The organism is Kitasatospora sp. NPDC001119 (assembly GCF_053598475.1).
This window is the reverse complement of the sequence record NZ_JBSFKI010000001.1, coordinates 466056-490509: the sequence shown is the minus strand read 5'-3', so window position 1 is coordinate 490509 and position 24454 is coordinate 466056. Positions and strand designations below refer to the sequence as shown.

The 24454-nt window shown below is 76.1% G+C and carries 13 protein-coding genes; 10 read left to right on the top strand and 3 right to left on the bottom strand.

What is annotated here, in order from left to right; translation table 11 throughout:
- Nucleotides 1-108 precede the first annotated feature (108 nt).
- Both ACWDD9_RS02205 and ACWDD9_RS02200 read left to right on the top strand, forming a co-directional pair.
- Nucleotides 109-342, top strand: a complete 234-nt coding sequence (locus tag ACWDD9_RS02205; RefSeq protein ID WP_049657883.1) for a phosphopantetheine-binding protein — start codon at nt 109-111, stop codon at nt 340-342.
- Nucleotides 342-1184 (top strand): AMP-binding protein, encoded by an 843-nt coding sequence (locus ACWDD9_RS02200; protein WP_449810587.1) that lies wholly within the window; start codon nt 342-344, stop codon nt 1182-1184. Before ACWDD9_RS02205 ends, ACWDD9_RS02200 begins: the two co-directional genes overlap by 1 nt.
- 118 nt (nt 1185-1302) lie before the next feature.
- Here ACWDD9_RS02200 and ACWDD9_RS02195 read toward each other — a convergent pair whose 3' ends face one another.
- Nucleotides 1303-2580, bottom strand: coding sequence for an amidohydrolase (locus tag ACWDD9_RS02195; RefSeq protein WP_449810586.1), 1278 nt, complete (start codon nt 2578-2580; stop codon nt 1303-1305).
- 63 nt (nt 2581-2643) lie between these two features.
- Here ACWDD9_RS02195 and ACWDD9_RS02190 point away from each other — a divergent pair, with 63 nt between their 5' ends.
- The 3 genes from ACWDD9_RS02190 to ACWDD9_RS02180 are packed head-to-tail and all read left to right on the top strand — an operon-like array spanning nt 2644 to nt 11509.
- Nucleotides 2644-9924: an amino acid adenylation domain-containing protein gene (locus ACWDD9_RS02190; RefSeq protein WP_449810585.1), complete on the top strand. Its 7281-nt coding sequence runs from the start codon at nt 2644-2646 to the stop codon at nt 9922-9924.
- A complete protein-coding gene (locus ACWDD9_RS02185) occupies nt 9921-10106 on the top strand; it encodes an MbtH family protein (protein ID WP_049656914.1) in 186 nt (61 codons plus the stop codon). The genes ACWDD9_RS02190 and ACWDD9_RS02185 overlap by 4 nt, the downstream gene beginning before the upstream one ends.
- Nucleotides 10103-11509 (top strand): DHA2 family efflux MFS transporter permease subunit, encoded by a 1407-nt coding sequence (locus ACWDD9_RS02180; protein ID WP_449810584.1) that lies wholly within the window; start codon nt 10103-10105, stop codon nt 11507-11509. The genes ACWDD9_RS02185 and ACWDD9_RS02180 overlap by 4 nt, the downstream gene beginning before the upstream one ends.
- 295 nt (nt 11510-11804) lie before the next feature.
- Here the strand turns inward: ACWDD9_RS02180 and fes are convergent, their stop codons facing one another.
- Nucleotides 11805-12938 carry an enterochelin esterase gene (fes, locus tag ACWDD9_RS02175; RefSeq protein WP_449810583.1) on the bottom strand — a complete coding sequence of 378 codons (1134 nt, stop codon included), beginning with the start codon at nt 12936-12938 and terminating at the stop codon, nt 11805-11807.
- Nucleotides 12935-15127 (bottom strand): Fe(3+)-hydroxamate ABC transporter permease FhuB, encoded by a 2193-nt coding sequence (gene fhuB / locus ACWDD9_RS02170; RefSeq protein ID WP_449810582.1) that lies wholly within the window; start codon nt 15125-15127, stop codon nt 12935-12937. Before fhuB ends, fes begins: the two co-directional genes overlap by 4 nt.
- Before the next feature lie 107 nt (nt 15128-15234).
- On the opposite strand from fhuB, the gene ACWDD9_RS02165 reads away from it, so the two are divergent.
- From ACWDD9_RS02165 to ACWDD9_RS02145, 5 genes are all read left to right on the top strand, one after another.
- The gene (locus ACWDD9_RS02165; protein WP_074004181.1) at nt 15235-16263 is read left to right on the top strand and encodes an ABC transporter substrate-binding protein; all 1029 of its coding nucleotides are present in this window, start codon (nt 15235-15237) and stop codon (nt 16261-16263) included.
- Nucleotides 16264-16290: 27 nt separating this feature from the next.
- The gene (locus ACWDD9_RS02160; protein WP_049658517.1) at nt 16291-17073 is read left to right on the top strand and encodes an ABC transporter ATP-binding protein; all 783 of its coding nucleotides are present in this window, start codon (nt 16291-16293) and stop codon (nt 17071-17073) included.
- 266 nt (nt 17074-17339) lie between these two features.
- The gene (locus tag ACWDD9_RS02155; RefSeq protein ID WP_049658519.1) at nt 17340-18197 is read left to right on the top strand and encodes a DUF4132 domain-containing protein; all 858 of its coding nucleotides are present in this window, start codon (nt 17340-17342) and stop codon (nt 18195-18197) included.
- Nucleotides 18194-23293 (top strand): hypothetical protein, encoded by a 5100-nt coding sequence (locus tag ACWDD9_RS02150; RefSeq protein ID WP_449810581.1) that lies wholly within the window; start codon nt 18194-18196, stop codon nt 23291-23293. Before ACWDD9_RS02155 ends, ACWDD9_RS02150 begins: the two co-directional genes overlap by 4 nt.
- The gene (locus ACWDD9_RS02145; protein ID WP_449810580.1) at nt 23290-24453 is read left to right on the top strand and encodes an ATP-binding protein; all 1164 of its coding nucleotides are present in this window, start codon (nt 23290-23292) and stop codon (nt 24451-24453) included. Before ACWDD9_RS02150 ends, ACWDD9_RS02145 begins: the two co-directional genes overlap by 4 nt.
- Nucleotide 24454 lies beyond the last annotated feature (1 nt).

Below are 24454 nucleotides of genomic sequence, written 5' to 3'. Positions count from 1 at the left end.
GATGGCTCCGGCCGCAGCGGCGGCCGGCCTGGATGCCGTGGCCGGCCTGGACGCCGCGGCCGGCTTGGACGCCGCAGAGATCGACGTGCTCGAAGGGGTGGGCGGCAAGTGACGGGTACGGGCTTCACGGTGGAGCGGATCCGGGCCGAGGTCGCCGACCTGCTCGGCGAGGACCCGGCGGAGATCCCGCTGGACGAGAACCTGGTCGACTGGGGGCTGGACTCTATCCGGCTGATGACCCTCGCCGGGCGCTGGCAGGAGGAAGGCGCCGAGGTGGCGTTCGTCCAGCTCGCGGAGCGCCCGGCGATCGAGGCCTGGGCCGAGCTGCTGGGCGCGGCGTGATGGCGGCGGGGGTGGGCGAGGCGCTGCGGGACCCGGTGCGGGATCCGCTCCGGGAGCCGGTTCGGGACAGGGACCGGGACGCGGCCCGCGGGGCGGTGCTGCCCGAGGTGCCCGAACTGCCTCCGCTGCCGCGCCGGACGGTGCGCTACCCGGCCACCACCGCGGTGGGGCCGGTCGAGGCGCAGGCGGCGCGGACGCCGGACGCGCCGGCGCTGGTGCTCGCGGGCGGGGAGACCGTCGGCTACCGGGAGTTGAACGCCTCGGCCAACCGGCTGGCGCGCGCCCTGGCCGCCTGTGGGGCCCGCCCGGGTGCGGTGGTCGGCCTGGCGGCGTTCCGCCGTCCGGCGGAGCTGGTGACGGCGCTGCTGGCGGTGGCGAAGTCGGGTGCGGCGTACCTTCCGCTGGACCCGTCGGACACGCCCGGGCGGCGCGAGCGGCTGCTCGCGGAGAACGCTCCGGTCTGCGTGCTGGGGGAGGGGGTGCCGGGGGCGCTGGCCGGGCTGGAGACGGAGGGCGAGCTGCCCACCGACCCGCCCCGGGCGCTGACCCCGCACCATCTGCTCTGCGTCGGGTACGGCCCGGGCGGGCGCCCGAGCGCCGTCCGGCTCACCCACGCCGAGGCGGACCGCCGGGTGCGCGAGCTCCAGGCGGCCCACCCGCTCGGGCCGGGCGACCGGGTGCTGCAGCTGGGCCTGCCGCTCTGGGAGTACCTGTGGCCGCTGCGGACCGGCGCCGCCGTGGTGCTCGCCGACCCGTGGCAGGAGGGCGAGGTCGGGGCGCTGGTGCGGGAGTTGGGCGTGACGGCGGTGCGGGTGGCACCCGGGGTGCTGCTCGGCGGGTGAGCGGGATCCGGGTGCCGGGGGGCGACGGCTGACGGAAGACGGTCGACGGGTAACAGATAACAGATGACAACTTTCAGCGAACAGATTTTGTTATCTGTTCGCTGAAAGTTGTCGGCCGTCATTCGTTCGTCGCTGCCGCCGACTCCGCCGACTCCGCCGCAAGATCCGCCGCCAGGTCCGCCGCCGTCCACGCCATCGCCACCGCGCCGTCCAGCACCGCCCGCTCCGCCTCCGCGCCCAGCGCCGCCTCGGCGAACGCCGCCTCGTGCGGGGCGCAGGCGCCGCCGGTGATGTCCAGCACCGGATGGATCGACGGCACCGCGTGCGACACGTTCCCCATGTCCGTACAGGCGAAGGGTCCGCTCTCGACCGGTTCCGGCCGGCCGAGCGCCGCCGCGTTGGCCCGCCACAGCGTCAGCAGCCGGGGGTCGGAGCGCATGTCCAGGTAGTCCGGCTCGGGTCGGGTCAGTTCCACCTCGCAGCCGGTGGCGAGTGCCCCGGCGCGGAAGCAGTCCTCGACCCGGGAGCGCAGTTCGGCGAGGTCCTCGGCCGCCGAGGCCCGGATCTCGTACTCGGCGCTGGCGCTGTCCGGGATCAGGTTCGGCGCCGTGCCGGCCGCCGTGGTGATGCCGTGCACCCGCCACTGCGGCGGGAGGTGCTGGCGCAGCAGCCCGATCGCGACCTGGGCGACGGTGAGCGCGTCGGCGGCGTTGCGCCCCCGGTGCGGGTCGAGGCTCGGGTGGGCGGCGCGCCCGGTGTAGCGGACGGAGAGCGTGCCGAGGGCGAAGGAGCGGAAGTCGGCGACCTCGACGGGGCAGGGGTGGACCATCATCGCCGCGTCCACTCCGTCGAACGCCCCGGCCTCCAGCAGCAGGGCCTTGCCCGCCCCGCGCTCCTCGGCCGGCGCGCCGATCACCCGTACGGTGAGCCCGAGTTCGTCCGCGTACGGGGCGAGCCCGAGCGCCGCGCCGATCCCGGCGGCGGCGATCAGGTTGTGCCCGCAGGCGTGGCCGAGTCCGGGCAGGGCGTCGTACTCGCAGACCAGCGCGACGGTGACCGGCCCGCTGCCGAGGCGTGCGTCGAAGGCGGTGGCCAGGCCGTGGGCGGGCGCGGTGACCGAGTAGCCGTGTGCGCGCAGCAGTTCGGAGCACCAGGCGGCGGCCAGGTGCTCCTCGAAGGCGGTCTCGGGGTGGGCGTGGATGCGGTGGCTGAGCGCGAGGAGTTCCGCCCGCAGGGTGAGGACGCGCTCGCGCACGGCCCGCTTGGCGGCGCTGGGTCCGGTTGGTCCGGTTGGTCCGGTGGGTTCGGCGCTCTGTGGCAGCGGTTCGGTCTGGGGCACGGGTGGCGTCTCCGGGGTGTCAGGGGCTCGACCCTGCGGGGCCGTTGACCAGATCATATGAACTTAGATTAGGCTAACCTAAGTAAGGCGTTCCGGATCCCCCGAGGAGCTCTCCACCCCATGCCTGCCGTCGAAACCCAGATCGCCGACAGTCAGACCGTCGACAGCCAGATCGCCGACAGTCGGGCCGCCCACAGCCGGACCGTCGACGGTCCGGCCGCCGACGTCCCCCTGCTCGCCGCCCAGGCCGCCATCTGGTACGCCCAGGCCCTCGACCCCGACAGTCCGGTCTACAACACCGGCGACGCCGTCGAGATCACCGGCCCGCTCGACGACGAGCGGTTCGAACAGGCGCTGCGGCAAGCGGTGGAGGAGGCCCAGGCGCTGAGCGCCGTCGTCGTCACCGACCCGGACGGCACGCCCCGTCAGCGGCTGAGCCCCGGTCGCCACTGGCCGCTGCACCGCCTGGACCTGCGCGCCGCCGAAGACCCGGCCGCCGAGGCCGAGGCCTGGATGCGCGCCGACCTCGCCCGTCCGGCCGACCTCGCCGAGGGCCCGCTGTTCACCCACGCGCTCATCCGGCTCACCGGGGACCGCCGGCTCTGGTACCGCCGCATCCACCACCTCGCCGTCGACGCCTACGCGTTGACCCTCCTCGGTGACCGGGTCGCGGCCCTCTACACCGCCCTCGTCACCGGCGCCGAACCCGCGCCGAACCCCTTCGCCGGACTCGCCGAGGCCGCCGCCGAGGAGGCCGCCTACCGCGAGAGCGCGCAGTACGGGGCCGACCGCGCCCACTGGTCGGCCCGGATGGCCGACGCCGACACCCCGGGCACCCCCGAGCCCGGCGCGTCTCCCGAGTCCGGCGCGTCCGGCGCATCGATCCGCCTCACCGCCGAACTGCCCGCCGGCACCCGCGACCGCCTGGAGCGCGCCGCCGAGGCCGTCCGCGCCACCTGGGCCGAGCTGCTCCTCGCCGCCGCGGCCGGCTACCTGCACCGCCTGACCGGCACCCAGGACGTCGTCCTCGGCCTGCCGCTCGCCAACCGCCGCGGCCCGGCCGCCCTGCGCACCCCCGTCGCCGCCGCCAACGTGCTCCCGCTGCGCCTCGCCGTCCGCCCCGCCGACAGCGCCGAGGCCCTGCTGCGCGCCGTGGTCCGCGAGCTGCGCGCCGTCCGCCGCCACCAGCGCTACCCGCTGGAGGAGCTGCGCCGCGACCTCGGCCGCACCGGCGACCGCCGCGCCCTGTTCGGCCCGATGGTCAACATCAAGGCCTTCGAGAGCGACCTCGACCTGGCCGGCCTGCCCGGCACCGTCCGCAACCTCGCCGCCGGCCCGGTCGACGACCTCGCCCTGAACGTCTCGCCCGGCCCGGACGGCGCGCTGCGCCTGGTCATCGACGCCGACCCGGCCCGCTACGGGGCCGCCTCCCTCGCCGCCCACCGCGACGGCCTGCTGCGCTACCTCGACGCCCTCGCCGACCTGCTGCTCACCGACCCCCGGACGCCCGTCGCCCGGATCGACCTGCTCGACCCGGACGGCCTGCGCCGCGCCACCGAGGGCCGTACCGAGCCGCCGGTCGAGCGGACCGTGCCCGAGCTGTTCGCCGCCCAGGCCGCCCGCACCCCGGAGGCCGTCGCCGTCCGCTCCGGCGCGGCCGCGCTGACCTACCGGCAGCTCGACGCCGCCGCCAACCGGCTCGCCCACCGGCTGACCGCCCTCGGCGTCAAGGACGGCGCACCGGTCGCGATCGCCCTGCCACGCGGCACCGACACCCTGGTGGCGATGCTCGCCGTCCTCAAGGCGGGCGGCGCCTGCGTCTCCCTCGACCTCGCCCACCCCGAGCGGCGCCTCGCCGCCGTGCTGGCCGACGCCCGCCCGGTCTGCGCGATCGGCACCGCCGAGGCCCTCGCCGGGCTCGGCCTGCCCGCCGGCCTGCCCGTCGTCCGCCCGCAGGACGTGGCCGGCGAGCCCGACACCGCCCCGCCCGCGCCCCGACTCGACCAGCCCGCCTACGTGTTGCACACCTCGGGCTCCACCGGCCGCCCCAAGGGGGTGGTGGTCACCCACGCCTCGCTGGCCAACCTGCACGCCGGCCTCGGCGAGGACCATGTCGCCCCCGCCCTGCGCCGCGCCGGCCGGGACCGGCTGCGCGTCGCCCACAGCGCCTCGTTCGCCTTCGACGCCTCCTGGGACCCGGTGCTCTGGATGGTCCACGGCCACGAGCTCCACCTGCTGGACGACGCCACCTACCGCGACCCGGCCGCGCTCGCCGCCCACCTCGACCGCGAGCGCGTCGACTACCTCGACCTCACCCCCTCCTACCTCGAAGTCCTGATCGCCGAAGGCATCCTGGACGAGGGCCGGCACCGCCCGTCCGTCCTCGTGGTCGGCGGCGAGGCCACCCCGCCCGCCCTCTGGCAGCGCCTGGCCGCCGTCCCCGGCCTGCACCCGGTCGACCTCTACGGCCCGACCGAGACCACCGTCGACGCCTACGCCTGGACCCCGGGCCCGGACGGCGCCCCGCGCGGCCGGGTGGTGCGCGGCTCCCGCGCGTACGTCCTGGACGGCTCGCTGCGCCCCGCGCCCGACGGCGTCACCGGCGAGCTGTACGTGGCCGGCGCCTGCCTGGCCCGCGGCTACCTCGGCCGCCCCGACCTCACCGCCGAACGCTTCCTCGCCGACCCCTTCGGCCCGCCCGGCAGCCGGATGTACCGCACCGGCGACCTCGCCCGGCGCCGCCCCGACAACACCCTGGAGTTCCTCGGCCGGGCCGACGACCAGGTGAAGATCCGCGGCTTCCGGATCGAGCCCGGCGAGATCGCCGCCGTCCTCGCCGAACTCCCGGGCGTCGCCCAGGCCGTGGTGATCGCCCGCCCCGGCCCGCAGGGCAAGCGCCTGCTCGGCTACGCCGTCCCGGAGAGCGGCAGCACGCCCGATCCGGACGGGCTGCGCGCCGCGCTCGCCGCCCGGCTGCCCGCGCACATGGTCCCGGCGGCCGTCCTGCTGCTGGACGAACTGCCGCGCACCGCCCACGACAAGCTCGACCACCGGGCCCTGCCCGAGCCCGCCGCGGCCACCGAGGGCACCGCGGCGGCCACGCCCCGGGAGGAACTGGTCTGCGGCCTGTTCGCCGAGGTCCTCGGCCTGCCGCAGGCACCCGGCCGGGAGGCCTCCTTCTTCGACCTCGGCGGCCACTCGCTGCTCGCCGGCCGCCTCGCCGCCCGGCTGCGCGAGACCTTCGCCGCCCCGGTCGGCTTCGCCGACGTGTTCCGGCAGCCGACCCCGGCCGGCCTCGTCGAACTGCTGGACCAGGCCGCCCTGTTCGACCCGGCGGAGCCCGAGCACCGCCCCGCCCTGGTGCCCGTGCCGCGCACCGAGCGGATGCCGCTCTCGCCCGCCCAGCGCGGGCTCTGGTTCCTGCACCGCCTCGAAGGCCCCAGCCCCACCTACAACATCCCGCTGGCACTCACCCTCACCGGCCCGCTCGACCGGCACGCCCTCGGCCTCGCGCTCGGCGACCTCGTCGCCCGGCACGAGGTCCTGCGCACCGTCTACGGGGAGGAGTCGGACGGCACGCCGTACCAGCGGATCCTCTCCGAATTCCGGCCCGAACTCCACGGGAGCACCGGAGAGCTGGCCGATGAAGTCCGGTACGCCTTCGACCTGACCGCCGAACCGCCGCTGCGCGCGAGCCTGTTCACCGACGGCCCCGAGCGGCACACCCTGCTCCTGCTGCTCCACCACATCGCGGGCGACGGCGCCTCCACCACCCCGCTGCTGCGCGACCTGGCCGTCGCCTACGGCGCCCGGAGTGCCGGTCGGGATCCGGAACTGCCGGAACTCGCCGTCCAGTTCGCCGACCACGCGGCCTGGCAGCGGGAGCGGCTCGGCGCCGCCGACGCGCCCAGCCCGCTCGCCGTCCGGCAGGTGGAGCACTGGCGCGCCGCGCTCGCCGGACTGCCCGACCAGCTGGAGCTCCCGCTCGACCGCCCCCGTCCGGCCGTCGCCGGCCACCAGGGGGCCACCGTGCCCTTCGCGCTCGGCGCCGAGGCGCACACCGCCCTGGCCGGGCTCGCCCGGGCCGCCGACAGCACCGTCTTCATGGCCGTCCAGGCCGGGCTCGCCGCCCTGCTCACCCGGCACGGCGCCGGCACCGACATCCCGGTCGGCACCCCGGTGGCCGGCCGGGAGGACGAGGAGACCGCCGCACTGGTCGGCTACTTCGTCAACTCGGTGGTGCTGCGCACCGACACCTCCGGCGACCCGACCTTCCGCGAGCTGCTGGCCCGGGTCCGCGGCACCGTGCTCGCCGCGCACGAGCACGCCGAACTGCCCTTCGACCGCCTGGTCGAGGAGCTCAACCCGGCCCGCTCGCTCGCCCGCCACCCGCTGTTCCAGGTGATGCTCGCCTGGCAGAGCCGCCCGGACGAGCGGACCGCCCTGGGCGGCGGCCTCACCGCCGACATCGCCGCGATCCCCAGCGGCACCGCCAAGTTCGACCTCACCCTGAACGCCGGGGAACTGCCCGGCGGCGGCATCAGCGGCTTCCTGGAGTACCGCACCGACCTCTTCGACGACGCCACCGTGGCCGCCCTCGGGGAGCGCCTGACCCGGCTGCTCACCGCCGCCGCGAGCGCCCCCGACACCCCGATCGGCCTGCTGCCGCTGATCAGCGAGGAGGAGCGGCGGCGCGCCCTGGTCGAGTGGAACGGCCCGTCGGTGGACACGTCTTCGGACGCCACCCTGCCCGAGCTCTTCGAGGCGGCCGCCGCCGCCCATCCGCACGCCGTGGCGGTGGGCTACCGGGACGAGCAGCTCGACTACACCGAACTCGCGGCCCGCTCGTACCGGTTGGCCCGGCTGCTGGCCGCCGAGGGCATCGGTCCCGGCACCATCGTCGCGCTCGCCCTGCCGCGCTCGCTCGAACTCGTCGTCGCCCTGCTGGCGGTGGCCAAGTCCGGCGCCGCCTACCTGCCGCTCGACCCCGACTACCCGGCCGACCGGCTCGCCTACATGCTGGCCGACGCCACCCCGGCCGCCCTGCTCACCGACCGTGCCACCGCGCCCCGGCTGCCCGCCCACGAGGTGCGGCAACTCCTGGTCGACGGGCCGGAGTCCGCCGCCTTCCCGGCCGTCCCGTTGGAGCAGCACGAGCGCACCCGCCCGCTGCGCGCCGAGGACACCGCGTACGTCATCTACACCTCCGGTTCCACCGGCCGGCCCAAGGGCGTGCCGGTCACCCACCGCAACGTGGTCCGGCTGTTCGGCGCCACCGACCACTGGTTCGGCTTCGGTGCCGAGGACGTGTGGACGCTGTTCCACTCCTACGCCTTCGACTTCTCGGTCTGGGAGCTGTGGGGCGCCCTGCTGCACGGCGGCCGACTGGTCGTCGTCCCGCACCTGGTCAGCCGCGACCCGGCGGCCTTCCTGGACCTGCTCGCCCGCGAGCGGGTCACCGTGCTCAACCAGACGCCGTCCGCCTTCTACCAGCTCAGCGCCGCCGACCGGGACCGCCCCGGCAGCGAACTCGCCCTGCGCTACGTGGTGTTCGGCGGCGAGGCGCTCGAACTCGCCCGGCTGGACGACTGGTACGACCGGCACGCCGAGGACGCGCCCACGCTGGTCAACATGTACGGCATCACCGAGACCACCGTGCACGTCTCGTACATCGCCCTGGACCGGGCGAGCGCCGCCGCCGGGAGCAGCAGCACCATCGGCGTCAACATCCCCGACCTGCGGGTCTACGTCCTCGACCAGCACCTCCAGCCCGTCCCGCCCGGTGTCACCGGCGAGATGTACGTGGCGGGGGCGGGCCTGGCCCGCGGCTACCTCGGCCGCCCCGAGCTGTCCGCCACCCGCTTCGTCGCCGACCCGTACGCCGCGCTGTTCGGCGAGCGCGGCACCCGGATGTACCGCTCCGGGGACCTCGCCCGGCGCCGCGCCGACGGCGTCCTGGAGTACTTCGGCCGCGCCGACCAGCAGGTCAAGCTGCGCGGCTTCCGGATCGAACTCGGCGAGATCGAGGCCGTGCTGGCCGCCCACCCGGCCGTCGCCGACGCCGCCGTGGTGGTGCGGGAGGACGTGCCGGGGGACAAGCGGCTGGTCGGCTACGCGGTCGCGCCGGTCGGCGCCGTGGGACCGCTCGGCACCGCCACCCCGGACGAGCTGCGCGCCCACGCCGCCGCCGAACTGCCCGCCCACATGGTGCCCTCCGCCGTCGTCCTGCTCGACCGCCTCCCGCTGACCGCCAACGGCAAGCTCGACCGCCGCGCCCTGCCCGCCCCCGAGGCCCCCGCCGCAGGGGCCGGCCGCCCGCCGCGCACCCCGCGCGAGCAGCAGCTGTGCGAACTGTTCGCCGAGGTGCTGGGCGTGGCCTCGGTCGGCGTCGAGGACGACTTCTTCGCGCTCGGCGGGCACTCGCTGCTGGTCGTGCGGCTCGCCGGGCGGATCCGCGAGGTGCTCGGACTGGAGGTCGGCATCGGCGCGCTGTTCCAGGCGTCCACCGTGGCCGCCCTGGACGCCGCCCTCGCGGCGGGCGCGCCCGGCGCCGACGCCCTGGACGTGCTGCTGCCGCTGCGGCCCGTCGCCCCCGGCCGGCAGCGCCCGCTGTTCGCCGTCCACCCGGCCGGCGGCCTCAGCTGGTGCTACACCGGCCTGATCCGCAACCTGCCCGGCGAGGTGCCGATCTACGGCCTCCAGGCCCAGGGTGTCGGTGCCGCCACCGCCGAACTCCCGCTGCCGGAAACGCTGGAGGAGCTGGCCGCGCACTACGCCGGCCGGCTGCGCGAGGTCCAGCCGGAGGGCCCGTACCGGCTGCTCGGCTGGTCCACCGGCGGGATCATCGCGCACGCGGTGGCCGTCCGGCTCCAGGAGCTGGGCCAGGAGGTCGAGTTGCTCGCCATCCTGGACGCCTACCCGGCCGAGGGCTTCCGCGAGCTGCCCGTCCCCGACCAGGCCGAGGCACTGGAGGCGCTGCTCACCATGGGCGGCTTCGGGCCGGAGGACCTCGACGGCCTGTCGCTCGAACTCGGCGCCGTCACCGCGCTGTTGCGCCGCGAGGGCAGCCCGCTCGCCGGGCTGGACGAGAGCACCGTGGCCGCGCTCAACCGGATCTACCTCAACACCAACCACCTGGTGCGCGGCTACGACCACCGCCGCTTCGACGGCGACGTGCTGTTCTTCCGCGCCACCGTCGACACCATCGACGACGCCCTGGTGCCCGAGCTGTGGACGCCGTACGTGTCCGGCCGGATCGCCAACACCGACGTGGCCTGTTCCCACAAGGACATGACCCTGCCCGAGCCGATCGCGCACATCGCGAGCGTGATCGCCGACCACCTCAAGCAGTCCGACAAGCAGTCCGACAAGACGACCGACGATGGAGAAGACCACCGATGAGTGACGCCCCCGCCAACCCCTTCGACGCCGACGGCGAGTTCCTCGCGCTCGTCAACGCCGAGGGACAGCACTCCCTGTGGCCCGCCTTCGCCGCCGTCCCGGCCGGTTGGACCGTCGCCCACGGCCCCTGCGAGCGGCCGGCCGCCCTGGAGTGGATCACCGCGCACTGGACCACGCTGTGACCCCTCCGGCAACCCCTCCGGCGGTCCAGGCCCCGGCGCGCCCCCTGCTCGCGGGGCGCGCCGCGGTGGTGGTCGTCTACACGGCCGCGATGTGCATGAACGGCCTGGACTCGACCATCGTCAACCCGGCGCTGTTCAGCATCGCCGAGGACTTCGGCCGCCCGGTCTCGGCGGCGAACGCCGTGGAGACCGCCTTCCTGGTCGGCCTCGCCCTCGGACTGCCGGTGGCCGGCTGGCTCGGCGACCGGTACGGCGTCAAGCGGGTCTTCCTCGGCTCGCTCGCCGCCTTCACCCTCGCCTCCGCGCTCTGCGCGGCGGCGCCCGGCCTGGGCGCGCTGTCCGCCGCCCGGGCCGTCCAGGGCGTGGCCGGCGGGCTGCTCACACCGGTCGGGATGACCCTGCTGTTCCGGGCCTTCGCCCCGCACGAGCGGGCCGGCCTGGGCCGCATCCTGATCGTCCCGACCGCGCTGATGCCCGCCCTCGGGCCGCCGCTCGGCGGCTTCCTCACCGAACACCTCTCCTGGCACTGGCTGTTCCTGGTCAACGTGCCGATCGGCGCGGCCGCCGTGCTGATCGGGCTGATCGGCCTGCGCGGCGAACAGGAGCCTCCGGCCGGCCGCTTCGACACCACCGGGTTCCTGCTCGCCACCCCCGGCCTCGGCCTGCTCACCTACGCCCTCGGCTTCGGTCCGGCGCACGGCTGGACCTCCCCGGGCGTGGCCCTCGGCGGACTGCTCGGCCTGGTCCTGCTGGGCGCCGCCGTACGGCACCAACTGCGCACCGCCGAACCCCTGGTGGACCTGCGGCTGCTCGCCGACCGGACCTTCGGCACGGCGAGCTGGCTGGCCCTGCTGACCTCGGCCGGGCTGATGGGCGCCCTGTTCGTGCTGCCGCTGCTCTACCAGGCGGCGCGCGGCGCCACCGCCCTGGACGCCGGGCTGAGCGTCTTCCCGGAGGCCATCGGCCTGATGGCCGCCTCGCAGGTGGTGGACCGCCTGCTGCCCCGCCTCGGCCCGCGCCGGCTGGCCCTGCCCGGGCTGCTGCTGGCGGCGGCCGTGCTGGCCGCGCTCGGCTTCGCGGAGAACCCGTGGGCCGTACGGGCGTTGATGTTCGCCGTCGGACTGGTGCTGGGCACCGCCGTGCTCACCGTCCAGATCGCCGGCTTCGCCGACGTCCCGCCGCCCGCGATGGGCCGCGCGATGGGCCTGTTCACCATCCTGCGCACCCTCGGCGGCGCCCTCGGCATCGCCGCCACCGCGGCCCTCATCGGCGCGTTCGGCGACGGCGCGGGCGCCGGACCGTACCGGCTCGCCCTCGGGCTCACGGCGGTCCTGGTCGCCGCCGGCGCCCTCCTGGCCGTCCGCCTCCCGGTCGACGCCCCGGGCCCGCCGCCGGAGGACTGAGCCCTCAGGAGCTGGTCGTCCGCCCGGCCGCGTCGTGCGGCCCGGCGGACGACCACCGCACCGGGCACGGGAGCAACGCCACCGTGCCGGATCGTCCCGCCGACCGACCCCGACAACGACTCGAGCGGGAAGCCCATCCGCGACTACCCGCGGATGGGCTTCCCGCTCTACCCGATCGTGGACCCCGGAAGAAGACGGTGACGCCGTTCCCGGATCCCGACCGCGACCGCCGGCGGCGATCAGGGGTGAGGTCCCCGATCGCCGCCGACCGCCCGCGGACCGGCTGGTCCGCAGGTCACCGGCCGCCCAGCAGGTGGGCGAGCCCGTCGGCCAGGCCGCCGCGCCAACAGGCGTAGTCGTGGCCGCCGTTGAACTCGCGGTAGGCGAGGTCGTAGCCGCGGGCGGTGAGCACGTCGCGCAGGTGGCGGTTCTGGGCGAGCAGCATCCACTCCTGGAGCCCGACCTCGATCCAGAAGCGGGCCGGGCGCCGCTGTTCGGCGGCGAGGCGGCGGGTCAGCCACTCGCTGCCGACGTCGAACTCGGTCTCGTCGGGCCACCAGAAGGAGCCGGACTGGGAGAGCGCGTTGCCGAAGCGCTCCGGGCGGCGGTAGGCCGCGTAGGCGGCGGTGAGGCCGCCCGCGCTCTGGCCCGCGACCACGGTGTCGGCGGGGTCGGTGCTCGCGCCGAACTCCGTTGCGGCCCAGGGGAGGAGGCGGTCGGCGAGGAGGTCGACGAAGGCCGGGTTGCAGCTCAGGTCGTCCGGCCGCTGCGGGCCCATGGTGTGCACGAGCAGGGCGACGGTCGGCGGGATCGCACCGTCCGCCGCCAGGTTGTCGAGGGTGTCGCCGACGGACAGCACCCCGCCCCACATCTCGCCGTCCAGCAGCACCGCGACCGGGTACGGTCCGCCGTCCGCGCGGTGCCCGGCCGGGAGGTGGACGTCCACCCGCCGGCCGGCCGCCGTGTGCGCGACGGTCCGCCCGCGCGGCACGCCCTCGCGCCGCGCCACGTACGGCTGCGCGGGCGCGGCGGGCAGGCTGAGCACGGAGGAGGGGTGCCGGCCGTCGCGGGCGGGCAGCCGGGGTTCGGTGTCGTACGGGTCGGGGCGGGCCCGGTCCAGGACGCGCAGCCAGTCGGCGCGGGTGGTGCCGGGGGCCTCGCCCCGGAAGGGGTACAGCTGGTAGGAGGCGCGGTGGTCCTCGCGCAGCCGGTAGGTGATCGACCAGCTTCCGTCGGCCTGACGCTCCATCAGGTGCGGTGTCAGGTCCCCGGCGTGGCGGTCCTTGTCGGTGACGGTGTGCAGCAGGGCGAGCACGCCGTCGCAGTCGGCCTCCCGGTGGGTGAAGGTGACCAGGCGGTAGGCGGGGTCGTCGGGGTCGAGGGCGACGACGGGCGGGGCTTCCACGGTGGGTTCTCCAGGGGTGGTCACGCGGGGCTGCCCTTGCGGCTGAGCAGCACCCAGAGCAGGAACGGGCCGCCGAGGACGGTGGTGACGATGCCGACGGGGATCTCCACCCCGCCGAGCAGCACCCGTCCCAGGGTGTCCGCGAGGACGACGAGCAGGGCGCCGGTGAGGGCCGAGCCGAGCACCGGCACCCGTGCGGGTCCGGCCAGCCGCCCGGAGACCACCGGCGCGGCCAGCGCCACGAAGCCGACCGGCCCGCAGACGCCGACCGCCAGTCCGGCCAGGGCGACGGCCAGCAGCAGGCAGGCGAGCCGCACCCGGCCCGGGTCGACGCCGAGCGCCGAGGCGACGCTGTCGTCGAAGCGCAGCACCGCCAGGCGCCGGGCCGCCACCAGGGCGAGCGGCACCAGTACGGCCAGCCCGACCAGGACGGGCGTGGCGATCGCGAGGTCCCGGCCGTTGAGGCTGCCGGAGGTCCAAACGTACAGCGATCCGGCCGAGTTGAGCGAGCGGCGGGCCAGCGCGACCTGGATCACCGCCGAGGCCAGCGCGGACATCGCGAGGCCGACGACCAGCACCCGGTACCCGCGCGCGCCGAGCCCGCCGGAGACCAGGGTGACCACCAGGACGGCGGCCAGCGCGCCGAGCGGTCCGGCCCACCAAGCGCCGAAGGTGCCGGAGGCGGTGGCCGAGATCAGCACGGCCGCGGTCGCGCCGTCGTTGACGCCGAGGAGTTCGGGGGTGGCCAGGCGGTTGCGGGCGAGGGTCTGGGTCAGGCAGCCGGCCAGGCCGAGCGCGGCCCCGGCGGCCAGGGCGGCGACGATCCGGCCGAGCCGGAACTTCTGCACCAGCAGCACGTCGAGGCGGTCACCGTAGCCGAACACGGCCTGGAAGGTGCGGCCGAGGTCGAGTTCGCTCTGCCCGGCGTGGGCGGCGACCACCACGGCGGCGAGCAGGGCGGCGGCCAGGCCGAACGAGGCGGCCAGCGCCCGGCGGGGGAGCAGCAGCGACCAGGCGCCGTACCGCAGTGCCAGGTCGGGCTTCGGGGCGGGCGGTTCGGCCCGCCGTCCGGCCGGCGGGGTGGCCTCGGCCGGGTCGCTGAGGGCGAGCGCGGCGGAGCGCCGGGAGCGGACGATGGCGATCAGGGCCGGGGCGCCGACGAGGGCGACGATCACCGACACCGGTGCCTCGTACGGCCTGGCCACCACTCGGGCGAGCACGTCGGCGCCGGTCAGCACGGCCGCGCCGAACAGTCCGGCGAGCAGGGTGAGTCGGCCGATCCGCGGACCGGCGAGGGACCGGGCGAGGAAGCCGGCCAGCAGGCCGAGGAAGGACACCGGCCCGGCCAGGGCGACCGCGGAGGCGGTCAGCAGGGTGACCGCGACGGCGACCGCGGCCCGGGTGGCGCCGGGGCGGTGGCCGAGGCCGCGGGCCAGGTCGTCGCCGAGCGCCAGGGCGGTGAGCGGCCGGGTGGTGAGCGCGGCGAGCAGGAAGCCGGCGCCGAGGACGGGGGTGAGCCGGGCGAGTGTGCTCCAGCCCTCCACCCCGGCCAGTGAGCCGAGCACCCAGACCCGGTAACGGTCGTAGGCCTCTGGCGAGTTGACGATCAACACACCGGTGAGACCGCCGAAGGTGGCGCCGACCGCGGAGCCGCCCAGCACCAGCCGCATCGGCGAGCCGCCGCCCCGGCTGCCCGCGATCAGCAGCACCAGCGCGCTGGCGAGCACGGCGCCGCCGAAGGCGAAGGCGAGGTAGCCGTAGGAGCTCTGGACGCCTAGTACGGCGATGCCGAGCACCACGCCCAGCGAGGCGCCGGCGTTGACGCCGAGCAGGCCGGTCTCGGCCAGCGGGTTGCGGGTGACGGACTGCAGCTGCGCCCCGGCGACGCCGAGCGCCGCGCCGACCAGCAGCGCGGTGAGGGTGCGCGGCAGTCGCAGGTCGCCGACGACCAGGGCCAGTCGGCCGTCGGCGCGGGCGCCGTCGTGGTTCAGCAGGTAGTCCAGCACCCGGCCGGGGCCGACCTCGCCGGCGCCGACCGACAGCGAGAGCGCGGCCAGGGCGAGCAGGAGCACCACCGCCGCCGTGACGGCCGGCCAGGTGGGGCGGGTGCCCTCCGGGCGGCCCCCGGGCCCCTCCGGGCGGCTCCCGGGCCGTCGGAGCTCCGGCGCGGTGGCGGGGGGCGCCTTGGTGACGCCGGCTTGCGACAATGTCATAAGGTAAGGCTAACCTAATGGTCGAGTCCGTCCCGCGGGGCCCCTCCGCCCCGCCGAACGACCCGGACGCTGCTCAACTCCCGTACCACCGTTGCCCGGAGGCACCCATGCCGTTCGCCCGTCGCCCGCTCAGCCCCGTCCGCCGCCGTGCGGCCCAGGCGCTGGCCGTCACCGGGGCGGCCGCGCTCCTGCTCACCGGCTGCGGCTCCTCCGGCTCCTCCTCCTCGGGTTCGTCCGCGGCCGCCTCCCCGGCGGCCGACGCGGCGGGCGGCGGCAAGGGCGGCGACACCGGCAAGCGCACCGTCAAGGACGCCACCGGCAAGGCCGTCGAGGTCCCCGCCGAGCCCAAGCGGATCGTCACCCTCACCCAGGAGGACCTGGACGCGGTGCTCGCCCTCGGCGTCAAGCCGGCCGGCATCACCAACGGCCAGGGGCTGGCCGAGCCGCCCGCGTACCTCAAGGACAAGGTGCAGGGCGTCCCGGTGGTCGGAAACCTGCTCCAGCCCGTGATGGACAAGGTGATCGCCGCCAAGCCCGACCTGATCCTGGCCGGCGACATGCAGGACGAGCAGGTGCTCAAGCAGCTGCGCGAGATCACCCCCGCCACGCTGGTCACCATGGCGCCCACCGACGACTGGAAGCTCGCCTTCCGGGGTATCGGCAACGCCGTCAACAAGCTCGACCAGGCCAACAAGGTGATCGGCGACTACGAGGCCAAGGCCGCCAAGGCGGGCGGCGAGCTCGGCAAGAACAAGGGCGCCGCCGTCTCCATCGTCCGCTGGAACCCCACCGGCCCGAGCTGGATGGAGAAGAAGCAGTTCGCCAGCGGCGTCGCCCTGGACATGGGCCTGACCCGCCCGGCCGCGCAGGACAAGGACGGCAACGCCCACAGCCCGGCGCTCAGCCTGGAGAAGCTCAACGAGATCGACGGCGACTGGCTGTTCCTCTCCACCCTGACCGACGACGGCAAGACCGCGCTCAAGGACGTCCAGTCCAAGCCCGCCTACCAGGAGCTGGGCGCGGTGAAGAACAACCACGCCGTCACCGTGGACGGCTCGGTCTGGTCCACCCGGGGCGGCCCGCTCGCCGCGGACGTCGTCATCGGCGACCTCGCCAAGGCACTCGGCGGCAGCTGAGCGGGCGCCGGTCGAGGGGGAGCTGCCATGGAGTTGACGATCCAGGGACTCAGCGCCGGCTACGGGCCGGGGCGCCCGGTGCTCGGCGGCGTCGACCTCACCGTCCCGGCCGGCCGGGTGGTGGCGGTGGTCGGGCCGAACGGCTGCGGGAAGTCCACCCTGCTGCGGTCCGTCGCGCGGCTGCACCGGCCGGACGGCGGGCGGGTCCTGGTCGGCGGCGAGGACGTGTGGCGGCTGCGCCCGCGCCAGGCCGCCCACCGGGTCGCGCTGCTGCCGCAGAGCCCGCAGGCCCCGGAGGCGGTGACCGTCGCCGGACTCGTCCGCTACGGCCGCCACCCGCACCAGGGGCTCTTCCGGCAGTGGTCGGCGGAGGACGAGCGGCTGACCGCCGAGGCCCTGCGCGCCACCGGCGTGGAGGAGCTGGCCGACCGCCGGCTCGACCGGCTCTCCGGCGGCCAGCGCCAGCGCTGCTGGCTGGCCATGGTGCTCGCCCAGGACACCCCGGTGGTGCTGCTCGACGAGCCGACCAGCGCCCTCGACCTCGGGCACGCGGTGGAGGTGCTGGAGCTGGTCCGCCGGGTCGCGGCGGGCGGGCGGACGGTGGTCATGGTGCTGCACGACCTCGCGGCGGCCGCCCGGTACGCGGACCTGCTGGTCGCGCTGCGGGACGGCGCGGTGGTGGCCTGCGGGCCGCCGCGCGAGGTGGTGGACGCTCCGCTGGTGCGGGCGCTGTACGACATCGACAGCCATGTGCTCGCGGCGCCGGGGGACGGCGCGCCGGTCATCGTGCCCCGGGCGCCGCTGGGCTGACGGGGCGGGGGGCCGAGGGGTCGCCGGGACGGAGGGGGCGCCGGGGCCGGGGGACGGGCGGGGCGGAAGGACGGGCGGGGCGGCTGCGTGGGGGCAGCCGCCCCGCCTTTTCCGTCTCTTCGATCACCCGTTCGAGTGGTTTGAAGTCTGCATGTCACGGCCGGAGTTCACCCCGCCCGTCGCATTGTCAGTGGGCCTCGCTACGTTCCTCGCATCGCTGGTCAGCAGGCGATCGACAGGTGTTTCCCGGTGGGAGGAGTACGGCCGTGGCATGGGTGGAGACGGACGCGGGAGGGTACCGCGTGGCGCTCGACGGGGAGGGCAGGGTGGCGTGCCGCAACGCGGCGGGCCGAGACCTCAAGTCCCTGCCGTCGAAGCTCGGTGACGACCGCGTGGTCGTCCAGCTCAAGCAGCTCGCCGAGTGGCTGGCCGCGCATGAGCGGGGCTGCCTGGAGGACGTCGAGCGCTGGATGGTCCGCTCGCTGCCGGTGCCCGCCGCGGTGCTCACCGCCGTGTGGCCGGACGAGGCCTGGCAGGGCGTCCTGAAGGACCTCGTGGTCACCGCCGTGGACGGCTCCGTGGCCGGCTTCCTGCGCGGCGCCGACGCCGAGCGCGGCCTCGGCCTGGTCGACCTGGACGGCGACACCGTGCGCCTCACCGACGGCGAGGTGCTGATACCGCACCCCGTCCTGCTCGAAGACCTCGACGAGCTGCGGGAGTTCGCCGTCGAGCTCGGCGTCTCCCAGCGCGTCCAGCAGCTCTACCGCGAGGTCTGGCACCGGCCCGCCGACGGGTCGGCCGGCACCGAGGTCACCACCTACGCCGGCGGCCGCTACCGGGAGCTGCGCGAGCTGGTCGGGCGCTGCAACCGGCTCGGCTGCCGGGTCCGCGGCGGCTCCGCCGTCCAGTCGGTCACCGAGGGCGGGCGCACCGTCGAGGCCCGGGTCTGGGTCGGCGACTACTACGAGTACGACGCGTGCGAGACGGGCGCGCTCAGCTGGGCCGGCCCGGACGGCCGGGCCCTGCCGCTCACCGAGGTCGGACCGGTCGCCTGGTCCGAGGGCATGCGGATGGCCGCCGCCCTGTACGCCGGCCGCACGATCCAGGGGGAGGAAGCCGCATGACCGCCACCGGCCTGACCACGACCACCACCAACCCGGGCGGCAACGGCGCCGACCGCGCCGCGACGCCCGAGGAACTGCTCGACGCCGGGGCCGTGCTCCCGTCCGGCACCCTGCCCGACGCCGGCCGCCCCGACAGCGCCGCCGACGTGCTCACCGCCCGCACCTACACCCACCCCGCGCTCGACGGCCGCCGGATCGTCCGGCTCGTCCCCGGCGCGCTCGGCCCGGCCGAGGACCTCGCCCTCGACTTCCTCGGCCTGGCGCCGGAGGCCGGGGCCGCCGAGGTCGGCCAGGTCCGCCAGGAGGCGCTCGGCTTCCCCGCCTGGGCACTGGTCCACGACCCGGCCAACGGCCACCACGCGCTCGCCCTGGTCAAGGAGCTGGAGCGGATCGCCCGCCAGGCCGCCTCCAAGCCCGGCGCCGCCAAGGACGGCTTCGACGAGCTCGCCACCCGCCTCGGCCGCGCCGTCCCGCACTTCCTGCCCACCTTCTGCGAGGAGGTCGGCCGGATCTTCCTCGGCCACGGCAACCAGACCTACGCCGCCGCCTGGTTCGGCAAGGCCCGCGAGGCCGAGCGCACCCACGGCCTGACGGTGGACGAGGAGCGGCTGCGCGCCGTCTTCCTGGAGTTCGCCCTGGCTGGCGCGCTCACCGTCAAGTCGCTGCGCCAGTACGTCAAGGAGCTCGCCCAGCGGCTCGACCCGCTGACCGCCTGGCAGCGCTTCCGCCAGCTGTGCACCGAGCGCTCCGCGGCCGGCATGGCCCCGTACGCCGGGATCGCCGAGGACGCCCGCGCCCTGATCAAGGCCGCCGGGCTGGACCGCACCGAGCACGAACGGGCGCTGCTCGCCGAGCTGCTGGACTCCCCGGCGGTCAACCGGGCGCCCGCCGCCTTCTGGAAGTCCTGGCACGGCGCGCTGGTCGAGCTCGGCCGCGACGACACGGCGGTCCGCACCCGACTGCTGGAACTGCTGCCCGACCCGGCCTCCGCCGACCCGGCCCCGCACGACACCGCCTGGCTGGCGGTGCTCGCCGAGACCGGCGCCGAGGAACTGCTCATCGGCCCCCGCGCCGAGGGCGCCGAGCCCGCCGCCGCCTGGCTCCAGCGCTGGTGCCACCACCACGGCCGCGGCTGGCGCAACCGGCCCAGCTGCCCGGCCACCCTCGCGCTGGCCGGCCGGATGGTCGAGCGGCTGAAGGCCGACGCCGTCCCGGTGGACCTCCACACCGGCATCCGCGCCAGCCACACCCGGATCGACCTGCTGGACCTGCTGCTGGCCGCGGGCGTGCCGGTGGCCGACCCGCCCGGCGGCCTCGGCTTCGACCTGCGCGACTGGGCGGCGCAGAGCGGCCCCGACAGCTCCGCCCTCACCGCCGTCGGCGCCGACGAGCGCTACCGGCCGCTGCTGCGCCGGGCCACCCCGCCCGCCTGGGAGACGGCCGTCCGGCGCCAGGCGCCCGCCGTGCCGCTGCTGAACGAGCTGTTCGCGGAGTGGGCCGAGGAGCGCGCCGAGGAGCTGACCGCCGCCCGCGGCCTGGCCGGCGCCGCCGACCTGGTCCGGTCGATCGGCCAGTACCACACCGCCATCCGGACGGTCGCCCCGGCCGTCGCCGAGCGGATCGCCGCCCTCGACGTCACCGCGCTGCTCACCGACGCCCTCCGGGCCGGAATCCTGGACGAACTCGGCTGGCCCGCCCTGGAGGAGGCGCTCGGCAAGCTCGCCGACCCGCCCGCCGACGACGCCCCGCAGCACCCCGTCCCCAGCCTGGCCGGCGCCGGCCTGAGCGACCTGCTCATCGAGGACGCCTGGCCGCACCTGATCCTCGCCCGCCTCGACCGGGCCGTCGTGGTCGGCCCGCAGGGCATCGCGCTGGAGCACACCCTGCGGCTGCCCGAGCGGCCGTCGCACGAGCGCAACCGGACCAGGCTGCGCTTCGTCGACGGCGAACTGCTGGTCGTCTGGTCCGAGGAGGGCAAGCAGCTCGCGTACTGGTCCAGCCGCCCGGACGAGCGGTTCGAGCTCGAGGGCGAGACCATCGCCGGCTACTACTACCGCGACCGCGAGCCCGAGGCGCCCTCCCTCCAACTGCCCGGCGGCGGCCGCACCACCGGCGAGCGCCCGCTGCACGCCGGCGACACCCGGATGCCCCACGAGCACCCCGTCCTCGGCGACGGCACCGGCTACTGGACGATGCGCCGCACCACCGAGGGCGAGGCCGTCCTGCGCGAACTCGACCCGGCCACCGGCACCCTGGGGCGCACCGCCGAACCGCCGGTGATCGCCGCCACCGCCCACGCCGGCCGACTGGTCCAGCGCAGCACCTGGCTGCTGCCGCTCCAGCCCGGCCTGGAGCGGACCCCGCTCGGCACCGACGGCACCGTGCTCGGCAACTGGGTCAGGACGGAGCCCGGCAAGGCCGTCACCGCCTTCACGGCCGACGGCCACCGCATCGAGCTGCCGCTGGCCGGTCACCGGACGGACACCGTCCCGGTGGCCCGGCTCGCCCTGCCCGGCGCGGCCGCCCCGGTGGTCAGCCACACCTCCGGCGAGCACTTCTCGCTCAACCTGCCCGACCTCACCGGCCAGGCCGACCGCACCGTCGACCTGCGCCCCGGCCGCTCCGGCGAGCTCTCCGCCGCCGGCACCCCGCTCATCCCGCCGTACCCGCACTGGCACGCCCTGCGCCCGCGCGACGAGGCGGGCTCGCAGGCACTGCGCGCCGTCACCGCCGAGCAGGCCGCCCGGCTGGTCGACGCCGCCTGGCCGGTCGACACCGAACCCGTCCCGGACGGCGAACAGTGCTGGCTCACCGTCCAGGGCGTGCGCCGCCCGCTCGCCCGGCGCACCTCGCGCACCCTGCCCGTCCCGGAGGTCGGCGCGATCCTGCCCGGCATCGCCCACCCGCGGCTGCTGGCCGGCGTCGCCGGGCTCGCCCGTACCGCCGCCGACCTGTTGGACCGGGTCGCCCGGTTCGTCCCGCAGCCGGAGGCCGAGCGCCCCGGCAAGGCGAAGAACGCCGAGTGGCGGCCCGACCACGGCCGCGACCACGAACTGCGCGACGCCGTGCGCGCCGTGCTGCCCGAGATCGGCGGCTTCGGCAACAACTGGGGCTCCGAGGAGCGCTGCCGGGTGCTCAACAACCTGCGCGCCGTCACCGCCGTGCTGGCCGCCCCGCCCGCCGCCGAGGGCGAGGGCTGGACCAGCCCCGCCACCGTCACCCTGCACAACGGCAGCGTCAGTTACGGCTGGCTCCGGCTGCTCGGCCGGATCCACGCGCTGGCCTACGCGGTGGCCTCGCCGTTCACCGAGCCCGCCCACCGCTCCTCGCTGGTCCTGCTGCTCGGTGAGCTGACCAGGGGCCCGTTGGCCGACCGCGGCGCCACCCTGCGCGAGATCGTCCTCGCCGAGCAGGTGCCGCCGGCCCCGAACGCCACCGGCCCCCGGCCGGTCACGCCCCGCGAGGGCGAGGTGCTGCGGCACGGCGGGCGCACCGTCGTCATCATCGGCCACCAGCGACAGCTCGCCGACGGCTGGGTGCACTGGCTCGCCGTCGACCACGACCCGAGCGGGGAGTTCGGCCCCGTCGCGCACTTCACCACCCTCGAGGAGCGCGGCACGGAGGAACTGGTCGACGCCGCCTGGGTCGCCAAGTTCTGGCGGGTCGCCGCGCTGCACGGATCCGTCCCCCGGGACGCGGCCAGGACGGAGGCCTTCAACGAGCTCACCGGCATCGGCACCGCCCGCTCCGCCCTGCTGCTCAGCCCGCCGTCCGGCCTGCTGTACTGGACGGACATCTCCGCGCCCACCGAACTCGGCCTCAAGGCCGCCGAGTTCAAGGCCGCCCGGGCCTGGCTGCGCGGGCACGACCACAACGGCCTCGCCGCCGTCTGGGGCGCCCTGCTGCCCGCCGACCCGAAGACCCTGTGGACCGAGGGCCCCGACATCGCCGCCGGCGCCGAGGAGTGGATCCGGCGCTTCGGACGGCTCGTCACCCTCCCCGAGGAGGCCCTGGCCACCGTCCAGGGCGTGTCCATCGACACCGTCGAGGCGGTGCTCAACCCCGCCCACACCCCGTGGCTGGCCGGCCGCACCGGCTTCCGGTTCACCGAGGTGGACGGGGTCGGCCAGCGGCTGACGCCCGAGGACGAGTCCGCCGTCCCCGAGACCGGCGCGCTCGGCTCCACCATCGCCGCGCTGCGCTGGCTCGCCTACCACCTGCCCGCCGACAGCCCGCTGCGCCCGCTGCTGCCCACCGCCGCCGCCGCGCTGCGCGACCGCCTCGCCGACCCGGAGCTGCTGCTCGACCTCGACCTGGTGCGCACCGTCAAGGGCGCCTCGCTGGCCGCCGTCCTGCGCACCCACTTCGGCCTGCCCGCCGAGGGCGGGGCCGACCGGGACGGCCTGGTCCACTGCGGCCCGGCGCTCGTCCTGACGCCGTACCACGAGGACTACGAGCGGATCTGGCTGCGCCCGGCCGCCCTCACCGGTCCGGACGACCCACTGCTCGAACTGCTCGACGGGCTCTCCAGCAGCTACTGGTTCTCCGCCGAGCGGGGCGCCATCGAAGCCGTGCTGCGCGGCGAGCCGGAGCAACTGGCCGCCTCCGCCGCCTCGGTGCCGGCCCCCGGCGAGGGCCCGGCCTGGCTGCAGAACCCGCTGCTGTCCGTCCCCGAGCTGGTCGCCGAGGTGTCCCGCACCCACGGCCTGGGCGAGGACGCGGCCACGCTCTACCTCCAACTGCTCGCCCTGCCCGACCCGACCGACCGCAACGCCGCCCGCTGGACGGGCTGGAAGCCCGCCCGGCTGAAGAAGGCCCGCGCCGAACTCGCCGCCAGCGGCCTGGTGCTGGAGGCCAAGCGCTCCCGGGCCGGCCGCAGCCTCTTCCTGCCCGGCGGCTGGCAGGAGGCCAAGTCGCCCGCCCTGCCCGCCGAGACGTGGAAGGCCGCCCTCTACGAACTGCCCACCCACCGGCCCGCGCTGGTCCCCCTGCCCGTCCCCGAGCTGTTCGCCCGGGCCTGGCAGCGGACCGTCGACGGTGACGCCCCCGGATACGAAGAGCTCCAGACCGGCAAGCGCAGGAAGGCCCGCCGATGACCGCCACCGAGACCACCAAGGGCGCCGCCGCCCCCGCCGCGGCCGACCGGCAGACCGTCCCGCCCGAGGAGAAGTACGCCGCCGAACTGGAGTTCCTGGCCGCCCACGACAGCGGCCCGCGCCCGCCCGGCTGGCTCCTGACCCCGCGCGCCGTGGTCACCTTCGTGATGGGCAGCGGCGGCGAGAAGCTCAAGGCCGGGCGCAAGGGCCTGATCATCGAGCCGAAGTTCGTCGGCGAGCGCGCCCTGGTCGAACGCTGCGTCGTCACCCTCGCCGGGGAGCGCGGCCTGCTGCTCGTCGGCGAGCCCGGCACCGCCAAGTCCATGCTCTCCGAGCTGCTCGCCGCCGCCGTCTGCGGCAGCAGCGCGCTCACCGTCCAGGGCACCGCCGGCACCACCGAGGACCAGCTCAAGTACGGCTGGAACTACGCCCTGCTGCTCGCCAAGGGGCCCAGCCGCGAGGCCCTCGTGCCCTCGCCGGTGCTCACCGCGATGACCACCGGCGCGGTCGCCCGGGTCGAGGAGGTCACCCGCTGCCTGCCCGAGGTGCAGGACGCGCTGGTCTCGCTGCTCTCGGAGCGGCGCATCGCCGTCCCCGAACTGGCCGGCACCCCGGACGGCCAACTGCACGCCGCGGCCGGCTTCACCCTGATCGCCACCGCCAACCTGCGGGACAAGGGCGTCAGCGAGATGTCCGCGGCGCTCAAGCGGCGGTTCAACTTCGAGACGGTCGGCCCGATCGGCAGCCTCGCCGCCGAGGTCGACCTGGTCCGCCGCCAGTCCACCGCCGCCGTGGCCCGGGCCGGCGCCGCCTACGCGGTGGACGACGCCGTCCTGGAGGCCCTGGTCACGGCCTTCCGGGACTTGCGCACCGGCCGGTCCACCGAAGGCTGGGACGTCGAACGCCCGTCCACCGTGATGAGCACCGCCGAGGCGGTCTCCGTCGCCACCGCGCTCGGCGTCAGCGCCGCCTACCTGCCCGACGGCGGGGACCTGCTCGGCCGGCTTCCCGGCCAGCTCCTCGGCGTGGTCCGCAAGGACGAGCCGTCCGACGCGGCCCGGCTGCTCGGCTACTGGGACGGCCCGGTCCGCCGCCGCGCCGAGCAGGGCGCCGCCACCTGGCGCACCCTGTGGGACCTCCGCCCGGCACTGGAGGCCTGAT

Bases quoted from the DNA above. Each gene is read 5' to 3' on its own strand.
- ACWDD9_RS02200 (WP_449810587.1), top strand. From the start codon at position 342: ATGGCGGCGGGGGTGGGCGAGGCGCTGCGGGACCCGGTGCGGGATCCG.
- ACWDD9_RS02165 (WP_074004181.1), top strand. From the start codon at position 15,235: ATGCCGTTCGCCCGTCGCCCGCTCAGCCCCGTCCGCCGCCGTGCGGCC.
- ACWDD9_RS02190 (WP_449810585.1), top strand. From the start codon at position 2,644: ATGCCTGCCGTCGAAACCCAGATCGCCGACAGTCAGACCGTCGACAGC.
- ACWDD9_RS02150 (WP_449810581.1), top strand. From the start codon at position 18,194: ATGACCGCCACCGGCCTGACCACGACCACCACCAACCCGGGCGGCAAC.
- ACWDD9_RS02145 (WP_449810580.1), top strand. From the start codon at position 23,290: ATGACCGCCACCGAGACCACCAAGGGCGCCGCCGCCCCCGCCGCGGCC.
- ACWDD9_RS02185 (WP_049656914.1), top strand. From the start codon at position 9,921: ATGAGTGACGCCCCCGCCAACCCCTTCGACGCCGACGGCGAGTTCCTC.
- ACWDD9_RS02195 (WP_449810586.1), bottom strand. From the start codon at position 2,580: ATGATCTGGTCAACGGCCCCGCAGGGTCGAGCCCCTGACACCCCGGAG.
- fhuB (WP_449810582.1), bottom strand. From the start codon at position 15,127: ATGACATTGTCGCAAGCCGGCGTCACCAAGGCGCCCCCCGCCACCGCG.
- ACWDD9_RS02160 (WP_049658517.1), top strand. From the start codon at position 16,291: ATGGAGTTGACGATCCAGGGACTCAGCGCCGGCTACGGGCCGGGGCGC.